The following is a 12,951-nucleotide window of genomic DNA, read 5'->3' as shown; positions in this document are numbered from 1 at the left end:
AGCAGCAAAATGATGAGCTGTTTCATTTTATTCACCCTGTAGGTAAGAGAGTTCCACCAGGGCCTGACGGTAGTCGCGGATGGTGGTCAGGTAGGTATTCTGAATGGCAAAGGCCTGGTTCAGGCTCATGATGAGCTGCAGGTAGCTGACCTCGCCCGCCTGAAACAGCCGTTGGGACTGGCTGATAATGGCCCGGGACTGGGGCACGCCGGTTTGCTCGTAATAGGTGAGCGAGGCCGAGAACTTGCGGGTGTCCGCCAGGGCCTGCTGGTACTGCGTACCCAGCTCCAGGCGCTGGGTTTGCAACTGGTAAGTAGCCGCCCGCGAGCGGGCCGTGGCCGCCTGCAGCTGCGAGCGGTAAGTCCAGAACCAGATGGGCACGGACACCCCGAACTGAAAGCGGTACTTGAGTTGGGAATTCTCAAATGCCTGGTTTTGATAGCCCAGTGTCAGGGCCGGGGTGCGGCGGGCCCGCACCAGGCTGATGCCCGACTGGCTGAGCGCCACGTTCTGGGTGGCCGCCGCCAGGGTAGGGCTGCGTACCAGGGCGCTGCTGTCCGCGGCGGGCAGAGTGCCGAGCAGGGCCGCGCCCGCCTGGGCCAGCTCCGGGCCGCTGCGGCGCAGGTCGGTGCTGGTGGTTAGTTCGGTGCCGGGCTGGCCCAGCAGCAACGCCAAGCGGCGCTGGGCCGCGCGCAAATCTTCCGTGGCCTGCTGCAGCTGCACGGTGGCCTGTCGCGCTTCGGCGTCGGTGCTGATGCGCTGCAGGGAGGTGACTTCGCCCGCCGCGAAAAGTCGCTCCGTGGCCAGCCGCAACGTCCGGTACAGGCTGTCCTGGTAGGTGTACTGCCGCACCTGCGCTTCGGCAAACTGCAGACCGAGGTAGGCCAGGCGGGTATCGCGCAGCACCGTGGCGCGGCTCACGTCACGGTTGCGCTCGGCCAGCACCACGCCGGCCTGCGCTATCTGCCGCTGCCGGCGGTACACGTTGGGCAGGTCAATGGTCTGCACTACGCCCGGTGCCCACATCTCGCCCGTGGGTGCCGACCAGAGAAAGTCCGGGTTGGCCGGCGCGAAGCTGCCCCGCTTGAGGGCCCGCTGCTCGGCGATTTCCTCGTCGGATTGGCGCAGGCGCGGGTGGCGGCGCAAGGCCTGGGCTTCAGCGCTGTCGAGGCCGATGACGGTGGTCTGGGCCCGGGCCGGCAACCAGCCAATCAGCAGCCCCAGCAGCAGGAGCCCAGCACGCGCCCGGCTTTTTATCTTCAGGTACTTCATAGGATCAGGGTAGAGCTCGTCAGGGGGCTGCCCGCGGTTGCAGCTGCGGACGCCCCGGGACGGAGTGGGTCCGGACGTCGCGCGTCCGAAAAAGCAGGCTCCGCCTACGCCTTTTTCACCAGGGCCATGCCGCACTTGGGGCACGCGCCCGGCTTGCTGCTGGCGCTGCCTTCGCACTGCATCGGGCAGATGTAACTGGTGGCCTTGGCCTTAGCGCTGGTGCTGGCCAGCTTGTCGAAACGGGCGCTGATGGTTTCGCCGCCCCGCCGCAGGGTGATGATAGCCGTCGTCGGCGTGGCCCCGGCCGGCAGCGCGCCGCGCAACTGGTTGTCGCCGTACGGGGCCAGGGGCACGGAGGCCGTTTTGCCGCCCTGCAACACCATGGCCGTGCCGGTCAGGCCTTTGGTAGCCAGCGTCTGCTCGTTGCCATCGAGCAGGTACACGGTCATCTGCGAGCCGGCCAGCACCAGTTCCACGTGGTACTTGCCAGCTGTACGCACGATTCCCCCGTGCGGGGCCGTGTGGGCGTGGGTTTCACCGGCGGCGTTATGGCTGTGGGCGGCCCTGGCCTGGTGGGTGTGCTGGGCGAAGAGGGAAAGCGGGGCCGCCAGCAGCGTGATGGCCAGCAGAGAACGAACGAATTTCATCTTAAATGGAGGTAAGGGAGTGGGGTGAGATAAGCGTATGGACGGGCCGCCCGGGCTACATCTTATCGGCATTCTTGGCGTGCCAGGCTTTGAACTGCTCGATTTCCTTTTGCTGGGCGTCAATCATCATTTGCGCCATTTCCTTGAGCTTGGTATCCTTACCGTGAGCCAGCTCGGCCTTGGCCATGTCCACAGCACTCTGGTGGTGCACCGTCATGAGCATGTTGAAATTCATGTCCGCGTCAGCCACCATCGGGGGCATGTTTTTCATCATGCCATCCATCGAGCCTTTCATCTGGGCAGTGAAGGGGTCAGCTGGGTCCTTGGGCTTGTAGTTGGTGGGAGCCGAGTCCAAACGCTCGGCAATGGCTTCCAGCTCGCTGATTTCCTTCTGCTGGTCGGCCTTAATTTTTTCTGCCATCTGACGCATAGTGGCATCCTTGCCGTCGCGCAGCTCGATGTCAGCCATGGCCACCGCGCCCTTGTGGTGTTCCAGCATCATGTGGGCGAAGTCGTGGTCGGTGTTGCCTTTCATGGGCATCGCCTCCATTTTGCTCATCATGTCGTTCATGGAAGCCACTAGGAGCGAGCTGCCGGCGGCGCCCCCGCCCATCTTGGAGTGGTCCATCCCCGCCATGTCGCCGGCGGCCGGGGCCGAAGCCGTTTCGGTGGCCGTGGTGTCGGCTTTGTTATCGGAGTTGCAGCTGCCCAGCAGCAGGGTGCCCGAGCAGAGGGTGGCCAGCAGGAATGCGGAGGTTTTCATGGGGTGTAGGTTGGTTGAATGGTGAAAAGGTGGGGGCAGCTCGGCCGGGCTAGCCCTTGACGTTGATGGTGAAGTCGCCCGTGTGAATCTGCCCGCCGTGGTTGAACTGCAGAAACACACGGTAGAGGCCGGGCTTTTCGAAGTTGGTGTTGAAGCCAATCGCCGGACCCTTGTCGGTCTGTTCGTTGGGGTGCACGTGCAGGTAATTCTCGGTGTCTTCACTGATGACCACCACGTGGCCCAGTGCCCCGAGGTAGTTGTCGAGGTCGGTCACGGGCTGGCCGTTCTTGCGGATGGTGATTTTCATGCCCAGCAGCTGGCCCACCTTCAGCTCCTTGTCAAAGGCCAGCGTGGCCTGGTAGCCGTCCTGGCTCCACTGCAGCTGGTCCTGGCTGAATTTGACGGGCGTGTACTTCGGGCCCTGCACGCTCACCACCTGGCGGCCCAGTTGGTGGCCGGCGCCGGCCGGGGTGTAGTCCTGAAACAGCACGTAGTCGCCGCCCTTGGCGAAGGTGAACAGTACTTTGTAGTTGCCGTCGGCCGTGAACTCGGGGTGCTCGTGATAGAACGCTGACAGGTCTTTTCGGACGACGATGAGGTGAATCCTCTTTTCGTGCACCACGGCCAGCGGTACCGGGGCTTTCTCGTTGCCCACCTCCTGGGGGGTGTAAGTGAGCGTCACGGGCTGGCCCGCCACCAGCTGCATGGGCATGGGCTCAAACTGCATCTGGTAGCTCTTGCCGTTCGAGACCTGGTCGTTGTGCACCAGCTCCATGCCGCACTTGGGGCACTTTTCGCCGGGCTTGGTGCTGGTCACCTCCGGGTGCATGGGGCAGGCGTAGGTGTGGCCCCCGGCGTGCTCGGCGGCGCCGGCTTCGGTGCCGGTGGGCGTGGTAACGGTATTGGTGGCGCTGCTGCTGGCCGAATCGGACGAGCAGCTCACGGTGGTAAACAGGCTGGCGGCGGCCAGCGCGGAGATGAGTAGGCGGTTCATAACCTGAAATGGGATGGGAGGAAATCGGGCGTCAGCACCCGGCGGCTACGCCTGCCACTGCTGCCAGAGCACGAAGCCCAGCGCGGCAGCCAGCCCGGCGTAGAGCAGGTAGGATAGCCAGCGACGGCCCGGCCCACGGGGGGGTGGCGCGCCGGCCTCCTGACAGCAACTCTTCATTGCGGGGAGGGAAAACCAAGAAATGGGGGGAAGGGGGCGTGGACCAGGCACGCGGGCGAGCAATCGAAAAGGCCCGCCCCGGACATAGCACAGCTATGCCGGCGCGAGCCTTAGCGCGTCGGAAGTATCAGACAGTCAGCGACTGGATGAAAATGCGGATGTCGGGTATTTTGGGCGGCAGGTGCTCCCTGGGCACCAGCGTTACCGCACGGGTACGATCCCACTTGCCGGCAGCGGGCCGGAAATGAAACTCCAGGGTAACTGGTACAAGCGCCGGTGCCGGTACGAGCAGCTGCTTCTGCGCCGGCGAGGTCAGCGCCGAAAGCAGCGAAGCCGACTTGTCTTTGCAGCAGTCGTGGCTGCGGGAAGGCTTGGCCGGGTGACTGCCCTGCTTGCCGTGGTGCCCGGCTACCGCGCCGTGGCCTTTACAACCAGGGTGCGTGGGCTTCTCGGCCCGGTGATGCGCCGCTACCGGCCGGGCGGCCTGGGGCGGATTGACCGTTGCGCACCAGCACTGCCCCACGAACACGTTGACGAAGACGAGCAGGAAGCTCGTCGCCAGCAAACGGCGGAAGGGGAACAGGCTACGGAACATGCGAGGGTACTAAGCAACCGCAAAAGTAGAAGGCGCTTGGAAAGTGCAATACCCGGTCCTTACTGCAAAACGGGTGAGTTGGTTCAGCTGGCAAGTGGAGCATTCCCAGCTTATCCTACAGCAGAATAGGCAGGAAATAGCCGCAGCGGTATTTTAAGGCATTCTTGCCTACCATAGGCAAGCTGCTAAGAGCGCAAAATTATGCAAGTGCTCGACCTGATTTTATAAGCTTTCCGAGCGTAACTGCCTGAGAAAAGTGTTGGCCGACGCGACAAAAGTAAGGGTGGTTTGTGGGAAGAGGGTGCCAACTACGTATTCCATGTTGGGAACGGCAGTCTACACTTGGTTGGCAGCCCAGACCAATAACTTCATTTTTTCCTTTTACCCTATGGCTGCAACGCCTACTCCTTCATCGCTTTTACAAGAAGTAAAAGCCCACCCCTTGAGCATCGCCACGGCGGCGATACTCCGTTCCACTATTCAGTTCTTCTACACGCGCAAAGGCCGTATCGCGGCGTGCGGCAGTGGCGTCCTGCTGACAGTAGATAACCGTTTCTTTGTTGTTACGGCGGCGCACGTGCTGGCGGGTCAGGCCTACACAACCTTCGTCATCTTACCACCAAACGAAGTGACACTGGCTGGTACGCTGCTGACCACGTCCCCACCGCCTCCGGGTCGGCGCCAAGACGACAAGATTGACTTGGCAGTACTGGAGTTGACTGACGAAGGCCAAATCGCCCGGTTGCAGGAGTCTTATCAGTTCCTGACCTTGAATGAACTGTCGACCAGCCCTCGGCATCTAACGGACGTGTACCTGTCCGTGGGCTTCCCGGCGGCAAAAACCCGCTCGTTTAACGGGCATGTGAAAACGGCGCCTTACCCGCTGCAGGTGCAGCAGACAAAGGAGTTTGACTACGCCGGGCTCCGGCTCCACCCAGGCACACACTTGGTGCTTGACTTTACCGGTGATGTGCTTTCGGCCGCCAATCCCCAACCCCATCGGCGCCCTAAAATGGAGGGCATCAGCGGCAGCGGGCTCTGGGACACGGGTAACTTTCTGCTCGGTGACCCAGCACATGAGCGCAAGCTTGTGGGGATTGTGACAGAGGAATTGACCGTGCGCCGTCATAAACACTTGCTAGTAACGCGCACCACCGTGCTGCTGGAATTCATGCGCCAAAGCTTCAAGCTGAACATTCCCGTGTCTACCACGGTGAAAGTCAATCTAGGCCGAGGCCTACAGCGGCTAACTGATTGGCAAGCCAAGCAAGCGGCCGCGGCAGCAACAACTTCTGCTTAATAAGCCAAATTATGCAATTCAGGGGCTGGATTGCGTACCAACTTCCTTGACGGGTGGCCGTTCCTTTGTAGGGTGATTGTGGGCCTTGCCTGGCAGGCTGCTGGCCCCGGCAACCACGTAGTAACCTACTAGTTATGGAACCGACTACCAAGACCGAAACCCTGGACATCGAAGGCATGACCTGCGCCTCGTGCGCGGCGTTTGTCGAGAAGTCGCTCAGCCGCACGCCGGGCGTGCAGCGGGCCATGGTCAATTTTGCAACCGAAAAAGCGACCATCGACTACGTACCCACGCAGGCCTCGCCGGCCAGTCTGAAAGAAGCCGTTGTTAATGCCGGCTACGGCGTGGCGGAGCGGGCGCCGGATACCAGCGCCGCCGAGCGCAGCGCCGAAATCGACCGGCAGAAAGCTCTGGCCTACCAGAAGCTCAAGCACCGCTTCTGGGTGGCGGTGGGGCTGGCCGTGGTCATCATGCCGCTGAGCATGCTCATGCTCTGGCCGGCGATGCTGCAGCGCGTGAACATGCAGTGGCTCAACTACGCCCTGCTGCTGCTCACGCTGCCGGTGCTGCTCTACAGCGGGCGCGAGTTCTACGTGTCGGCCTGGAACGGCTTTAAGCACCGGGCCGCCAACATGGATACGCTGATTGCCGTGGGCACCGGCGCCGCTTTTCTTTACAGCCTGGTGGCCACCGTGGTACCTGGCTTCTTCACCCGCCGGGGCCTAATGCCCGAGGTGTATTATGATACCACGGCCACCATCATTGCTCTGATTCTGCTGGGCAAGGTGCTGGAGATGCGCGCCAAAACCCAGACCTCGGCCGCCATCCGCAGCCTGATGGGCCTGCAGGCCAAAACGGCCCGGGTAGTGCGTCCCGACGGCGCGGAGGTGGACGTGCCCGTCGAGCAGGTGCAGCTGGGCGACATCGTGCTGGTGCGCCCCGGCGAGAAAGTGGCCACCGATGGCCTTATCACCGAAGGCAGCTCGGCCCTCGACGAGGCCATGCTCACCGGCGAAAGCCTGCCCGTGCAAAAGCAGCCGGGCGATGCCGTGTTCGGGGCCACCCTAAACAAAACCGGCGCCTTCCGCTTCCGCGTGACGAAAGTGGGCGCCGATACCATGCTCTCGCAGATAGTGAAGCTGGTGGAGGATGCCCAGGGCAGCCGCGCCCCCATCCAGCGACTGGCCGACAAGGTCAGCGCCATTTTCGTGCCCACGGTGGTGGTCATTGCCATCCTCACGTTCGTGCTCTGGTTCGACCTAGCCCCAGTGGAACACCGCCTGCCGCTGGCGCTGGTCAACTTCGTGGCCGTGCTCATCATTGCCTGTCCCTGTGCGCTGGGGCTGGCCACACCCACGGCCATCATGGTGAGCACGGGCAAGGGCGCCGAGCACGGCGTGCTGATCCGCAACGCCGAGGCGCTGGAAAAAGCCTATCAGGTGAACACCGTGCTGCTCGACAAAACCGGCACCATCACCCGCGGCGAACCGGCCGTGACCGACTTCGTGGCCCCGGGCCAGGATGCGGCGCGCCTGCTGCAGCTGGTGGCCGCCGTGGAGCGGCAGAGTGAGCACCCGCTGGCCGAAGCCGTGGTGCGCTACGCCGACGCCCAGGGCGCGGGCACCGGGGCGGCTGCGGACTTCCGGGCCGTGGAGGGCAAAGGCGCCGCCGCCGCCGTGGAGGGGCAGGCCGTGCTCATCGGCAACCGCCGCCTGCTCACCGACGAAGGCGTTGTCCTCTCTCCTGCCCTGACCGCCCAGGCCGAGCAGTTGCTGGCCCAGGCCAAAACGGTGCTCTACGTGGCCGTGGCCGGGCAGGCCGTGGGCCTCATCGGCGTGGCTGACACCGTGCGCGACTCCTCGGCCGCCGCCATCAAGCAGCTGCAGGCCCTGGGCATCGAGGTGGTGATGATGACCGGCGACAACCCGCAGACAGCCGCACAGGTAGCCGGCCAGGTGGGCGTTGCGCGCTACTTCGCTGAGGTGCTGCCCCAGGACAAGGCCGGCAAGGTGAAGCAGCTGCAGGGTGAGGGTCGCACCGTGGCCATGGTGGGCGACGGCATCAACGACGCGCCGGCCCTGGCCCAGGCCGACATCGGCCTGGCCATCGGCTCGGGCACCGATGTGGCCATGGAAGCCGCCGGTATTACGCTCATGCGCTCCGACCTGCGCGGGGTGGTCACGGCCATCGAGCTGAGCCGGCAAACCATCCGCACCATCAAGCAGAACCTGTTTTTCGCCTTCATCTACAACACGCTGGGTATTCCCATCGCGGCCGGGCTGCTCTACCCCTTCTTTGGCATCCTGCTCTCGCCCATGCTGGCCGCCGGCGCCATGGCCCTTAGCTCGGTGTCGGTGCTGACCAACTCGCTGCGCCTGCGGGCGTTTGCGGCTCATTAATTCCTGCTCCTTATGGATACGACGGCTTTTATTGTCACCATTGCCGGCGTCGGCCTGGCCGCTTTCGTCATTTGGTACTTCTTCTTCTCGGCCCGGCAAACGGCCAGCGCCGTGTCCATGTCGGGCGGCGTGCAGGAGGTGGCCATCACGGTGAAAGGCGGCTACTCGCCCGACGTCATTGAGGTGGAGCGCGGCAAGCCCGTGCAGCTGAGCTTTTACCGCGACGAGGAAAACAGCTGCTCGGAGGAGCTGCTGATGCCCGATTTCAACGTGCGCCGCGACTTGCCGGCGTTCAAAACCACGCTGGTGGAGCTGCTGCCCCAGCAGGCGGGCACCTTCACGTTTACCTGCGGCATGGGCATGCTGCGGGGCAATCTGGTGGTGAAATGATTGCGCATCCTATGAAAGCCGACATTAGCGTGGCCCACGTGCTGCCGCCGCCCGCCGCGCACCGGCTGCTGATAAAGAACATGGTGTGCCCGCAGTGTATCCGGGTGGTGGGCGAGGAGCTGGCCGCGCTGGGCCTGCAGGTGCACCGCGTGGCCCTGGGCGAGGCCGACATATCGACGCCCGACAATGCGGCTCCTGACTACGCCGCTATTCGCACCAGCCTGCAGGAGGCCGGCTTTGAGCTGTTGGAAGACCCCCGCGCCCAACTCGTGGACCGCATCAAGACGCTGCTGGTAGCCCTGATTCACTACCCACCGCCCGGCCCGCGCCTGCTCAACTACTCCGCCTACCTGGTCGAGCACCTGGGCAAGGACTACCACTATCTTTCCCATTTGTTCTCCGCTTCCGAGGGCCTCACCATTGAGAAGTTCATCATCCGCCAGAAGGTGGAGCGGGCCAAGGAGCTCATCGGCTACGGCGAGCTGAGCATGGCCGAAGTGGCCCAGCAGCTGGGCTACAGCAGCCCGGCCCACCTCTCGCGGCAGTTCCGGCAGGTGACAGGCCTCACCCCGACCGAGTTCCAGAAGCTGGGGCCGGCCTCGCACGCCCGGCGCAGCCTGGATTCACTGATTTAGTGACGAGTAGGTGAGCAAGCGAAGGATGAACATAGAAAAATAGTCCGCGTCATTAACGCCGGACCTTTTTTCTGTGTTCATCAGCGCAGGAGCCATTCCCTAAGCTTTTCCGCTCCTGCTCTGCTTATGACTAGAGGGTTACTTGTCGATTTTACCTACCTTTTTTCCGAGCCCATCCTGCCTGTTGAGGAATACCTATCGGGCATCAGCCGACTACGGCGCCTGCAATGCGTGTCGCATCTGCTGGGCTACCTCAGCCAAGTGCCGGCTCCCACGCGGAATCATATCTCGGACATGCAGCAGTTCTTTGGCGCCCATAACCAGCGGTTTGCCGACGAGGTGTTTGACCGGGCGAAGGTGCTCCAAAAGCAAGGTCATAGCCGGTTAAGCTTTCTGCACCCCAAAACGGTCCTGCAGCTTTACAATTACTGCTTTGAATTGCCGGATGATCCTGATACCAAGTCGGAGGCTGAATTGGAGCAGAGCTTGTTCAAAGCGTGCCTGGTGCTGAACGGCCCTTATATCGCGGAGCAGGACCAGGCTTCGGCCGCAGCGAAGGTACTGCTTCCGACGCAGCCGCTCGCCGCAATGACTCTGGCGCTAACGTTCTCGGACTTTGAGTTGGTTAATCTACGCCTGCTTCATGTCGCCGTCCTGCAACTCATTAAGTCAGTCCGGCTGTTTGAGTTTTTAGAGGCAGAGGCTCGTTTTGCCCCTTTGTTGCAAGGATTTTTGCAACGCTTCGGCTGCCGGGACTGGCCCGAGTATTTCCGCCGGCTCAGTGGCGTGACTAAGCCCGTTATGCAGGCGAACAACCCGGGCCGCATCTCCGTGGAGATACCTGATACTCAACCAGACTTTGAAACTGACCGGGCCTTCCTGCGCCACTTTGCGCTTCGCGAAGGCCAGATCTTGGACAAGGCCGACTTCACCAGTCTGCGAGCCACGCCGCTGGTAGAAGAAACGCCAGGCACTTTTGTGCTGGCCTATCCGGTGTTGGTGGTGGAAGCCATGCACAAAGGGCTATTCTTTCAGTTTAACTCGGTCAACCGGTCTTTGCCGAAAAGCCAACGGGAGTCTGACTGGCGCTCGGTGTACTGCGACTTGTTCTCCGAACAGTACCTCATGTATCTGCTGCTCGATGCCATCTTTCAGGGTCGAGGGTTGGCCCTGAGCGGCCGGGCCATCTTCGAGGGATGGCAATTAAAAGGGCAGTCCGAGCCCGACTACTATTTCCGCCACGACAACCGGGCCGTGCTGTTTGAGTCGAAAGACGTGTGGGTGAATAAGGTTGCCAAGGCCGGCCACGACTTTGCCACTTACCTGAACGAGGTAAAGAAGAAGTTCTATGAAGATGATAAGGGCCACCCCAAAGCGGCAAGGCAGTTGGCTAACAACGTAAAACGACTGCTTTGCCAAAAACTGCCCTTCGATACTAGTTTCGACCCGGCAGAACTGATAATCTACCCGGTGCTGGTGGTGCACGACCGACTCTATAACCAGCCCGGCCTGAACGTGGTCGTCAACGACTGGTTCCAGGAAGAGCTGGCAAAGCTGGAGCAGCAGGGGCTGCCGGTGCACAACGTCCGTCCGCTGATTATTGTCGACGTGGACACGTTGCTGGCCTACCACGAAGATTTTCGGGACGGCCGCATGGTATTTGAGGACGTGCTGGAGGAGTACTTGGCTTATCTACAGGCCCCGGCGTGGACCGGTATCAGCGAGGCGGAGGACGAACAGCGGCAGATGCAAAGCATTCACCCTTTTGCCCTGTTCCTGGAGAACTACGCCGAAAAGCGCGATATGCTGGGTATACCCAAGGAGATGCTGTACCAGGTTTTGCCCATCATCAATCGAGGGGCGAAAGACTAGGCAGAGTAGGGAAATACATGATTATTTCGGCGGGCTAGGTCATAAACTCATGTTGTTCATAATCCATCGTAGGCCCGTAACTGCTGCACGATGCGCTGCATGATGTGCAGCACCTGGTCAAACGCGGGAAGTGGGCTGTGCAGCAGACTTGGTAATTCCTGCTCATAAGGCTGCTGGAGCTGACGCAAGTTTGCCGCTTCCTCGGCGTAGGCCCAGCAGGCGGTCAGGGGCTTGGTTTTCCATTCTCGCGTCGGGCCGATGACGCCTGCCCGCGCATCGTCGCGCTGCACGGCCGCGAGCTGCTGAGCCAGGCCGGGGCTAGCCAGCAGGGCGGCCACCTCAGGCTGGCTGGCCAGCTGGTGCAGGTCGTAGAGGTGGCGCACCTTGCGGCCCGTGGCCGCGAGCGGGTCTTCTTCGTAGGAGGCGCGCACCAGGGCCATGATTTTCTCGGCAAACGTGCGCGCGAGACTCAGCACGTTGAAATCGAAGGCTGCCAGGCCGTACTCCTGCACGGCTTCCGGCTGCCCGTAGTCGAGCAGGTACTGCCCCAGGTAAGAAATCAACGGGCGCTTGCTGTGGGGCTCGGGTTCTCCGAAGGCCGTTATTTCCAGCAGAATGTGCTCGGTAGCCGTCGGCACCGGGTCGGTGAACAGGTGCGGGTACTGGTGGTACACCAGCCGGTTGTGGCCGCGCTTGCTGGTGGAGCCTGGCACGTCTACTTCGGGCAGGTCGCCGGCGGCGATTTTATGGATGTCGCGGATGAGCCGTTTCAGCGCGCCGTCGCTTTGCTGCTCCTGCAGGATGACGGCCAGGTCCACATCTTCCGAAAACCGCTCGATGAGCCCGTAGCCCTTGGAAAGCGAGGTGCCGCCCTTGAACACGACGTGGTCGGCCACGGCCGAGTCGGCCAGGTTGCGCAGCACCCAGGTGACCCAGTAGTCTTTCTCGATAAAGCTTTGCCGCATCGCCCGGGCCGCCGCGGTGATGGTAATCAGGTTGCGAAAGTCCTGCTCATGGGTGTGCAGGGTCATCGGATTTGCCATTGCGCGCGGTTGGGTAAGGCTTGCTCGGACAAACCAAGCTTATAAGTGGATAAGGGATTTAAGCTGGCTTTCAGCTTGGTAGCTAGCTTGGCTTCACCCAGCCCTTCCAGCAGGGCCCCTAGTAGGGCGCGCGTGGCTGGGTTGTAGTCCTGCGCCAGGCGAACCAGAGCGGCCTGCTCATTCGGCGGTAGTTGTTTTATCTGCTCGCGCAGGCGCAACAGGGCCGCGGCCGGCGATGTGTCGGGCAGGCGCTTAATCTGCCGCAGAGCATCGAGCAGCTGACACAGCTTTACCTCCTCTGGCTTTACATCGGCCCGGCTGCGCACGAAGCGCACGCGCACGTTGCCGACTTTCTTCGGCCGCCCCGGCCGGGAGGTAGCAATCTGAATTTCCTGGGGCACCTGCGTAGTCAGGCCCAGGCGGTTGAAGGCCGCTACGCCGGTGGGGTAGCCCCGCAGCTTCTTGCTGGGCGTTTGCAGCAGCACCTGCAGCACCTGCTGCTCGGAAACCGGGACCGGGCCGAACCGGCTTTGCAGCGGCAGCCGGTACGTGCCTTTGGTGACCTGCTGCACTAGCCCTTCCTGGCGCAGGCGGCTCAGGTTCACGGCCACCGTGCCCGGCGCGATGCCCAGGCTGGCAAAGTCCTGGTAGCGCACGAGGGCGCCCGGCTCCAGCTTTTGCAGGCGGTTGAGTATTTTTTGGCGGGCGGTTGTGGATTTGGTCGCTTTTTCCATTTGCTACGTCCGGTAAAGATACGCCAATTGTAAAGTTTTTTCACTGCAAAACATTACAAAATACGCGTTGTGTTCCGGTGAGTAGCAGACTCAGGTAGTACTATGCAGAAAACCGAAACACCCTCCTGCT

General features: G+C 62.1%; 12 protein-coding genes. 5 read left to right on the top strand and 7 right to left on the bottom strand.

The genetic code is table 11. The features are described from left to right. Positions 1-27: 27 nt before the first annotated feature. From D3Y59_RS18025 to D3Y59_RS18005, 5 genes are all read right to left on the bottom strand, one after another. On the bottom strand, positions 28-1,272 hold the full coding sequence (locus tag D3Y59_RS18025) for a TolC family protein (RefSeq protein ID WP_119446609.1): 1,245 nt from the start codon (positions 1,270-1,272) through the stop codon (positions 28-30). A gap of 104 nt (positions 1,273-1,376) precedes the next feature. Next, complete coding sequence (locus D3Y59_RS18020) at positions 1,377-1,919, bottom strand: heavy metal-binding domain-containing protein (RefSeq protein WP_119446608.1); 543 nt, start codon at positions 1,917-1,919, stop codon at positions 1,377-1,379. A gap of 55 nt (positions 1,920-1,974) precedes the next feature. Next, positions 1,975-2,682, bottom strand: a complete 708-nt coding sequence (locus tag D3Y59_RS18015) for a DUF305 domain-containing protein (RefSeq protein ID WP_119446607.1) — start codon at positions 2,680-2,682, stop codon at positions 1,975-1,977. Between the two features lie 49 nt (positions 2,683-2,731). Next, positions 2,732-3,676 carry a heavy metal-binding domain-containing protein gene (locus D3Y59_RS18010; protein ID WP_119446606.1) on the bottom strand — a complete coding sequence of 315 codons (945 nt, stop codon included), beginning with the start codon at positions 3,674-3,676 and terminating at the stop codon, positions 2,732-2,734. Between the two features lie 304 nt (positions 3,677-3,980). After that, on the bottom strand, positions 3,981-4,448 hold the full coding sequence (locus D3Y59_RS18005; protein ID WP_119446605.1) for a hypothetical protein: 468 nt from the start codon (positions 4,446-4,448) through the stop codon (positions 3,981-3,983). Positions 4,449-4,836: 388 nt separating this feature from the next. On the opposite strand from D3Y59_RS18005, the gene D3Y59_RS18000 reads away from it, so the two are divergent. The 5 genes from D3Y59_RS18000 to D3Y59_RS17980 all read left to right on the top strand — a co-directional run bounded on the left by D3Y59_RS18000 (position 4,837) and on the right by D3Y59_RS17980 (position 11,044). Beyond that, complete coding sequence (locus D3Y59_RS18000) at positions 4,837-5,748, top strand: trypsin-like peptidase domain-containing protein (protein WP_162910900.1); 912 nt, start codon at positions 4,837-4,839, stop codon at positions 5,746-5,748. A 134-nt stretch (positions 5,749-5,882) separates the two neighbouring features. After that, positions 5,883-8,147, top strand: coding sequence for a heavy metal translocating P-type ATPase (locus D3Y59_RS17995; protein ID WP_119446603.1), 2,265 nt, complete (start codon positions 5,883-5,885; stop codon positions 8,145-8,147). Between the two features lie 12 nt (positions 8,148-8,159). Beyond that, the gene (locus tag D3Y59_RS17990) at positions 8,160-8,537 is read left to right on the top strand and encodes a cupredoxin domain-containing protein (protein WP_119446602.1); all 378 of its coding nucleotides are present in this window, start codon (positions 8,160-8,162) and stop codon (positions 8,535-8,537) included. An 11-nt stretch (positions 8,538-8,548) separates the two neighbouring features. Further along, complete coding sequence (locus D3Y59_RS17985) at positions 8,549-9,172, top strand: helix-turn-helix domain-containing protein (RefSeq protein ID WP_119446601.1); 624 nt, start codon at positions 8,549-8,551, stop codon at positions 9,170-9,172. A 126-nt stretch (positions 9,173-9,298) separates the two neighbouring features. Continuing rightward, entirely contained in the window at positions 9,299-11,044 is a 1,746-nt protein-coding gene (locus D3Y59_RS17980; RefSeq protein WP_119446600.1) for a hypothetical protein, read from the top strand. Positions 11,045-11,100: 56 nt separating this feature from the next. On the opposite strand, the gene D3Y59_RS17975 is transcribed toward D3Y59_RS17980, so the two are convergent. Both D3Y59_RS17975 and D3Y59_RS17970 read right to left on the bottom strand, forming a co-directional pair. After that, a complete protein-coding gene (locus D3Y59_RS17975; RefSeq protein WP_119446599.1) occupies positions 11,101-12,087 on the bottom strand; it encodes a nucleotidyl transferase AbiEii/AbiGii toxin family protein in 987 nt (328 codons plus the stop codon). Beyond that, entirely contained in the window at positions 12,072-12,821 is a 750-nt protein-coding gene (locus D3Y59_RS17970; RefSeq protein ID WP_119446598.1) for a type IV toxin-antitoxin system AbiEi family antitoxin domain-containing protein, read from the bottom strand. Before D3Y59_RS17970 ends, D3Y59_RS17975 begins: the two co-directional genes overlap by 16 nt. Positions 12,822-12,951 lie beyond the last annotated feature (130 nt).

The organism is Hymenobacter oligotrophus, assembly GCF_003574965.1.
In the GTDB taxonomy this organism is placed as follows: domain Bacteria; phylum Bacteroidota; class Bacteroidia; order Cytophagales; family Hymenobacteraceae; genus Solirubrum; species Solirubrum oligotrophum.
Note: the sequence above shows the minus strand (reverse complement) of the source record. Positions and strands in the feature narration are given on the sequence as shown.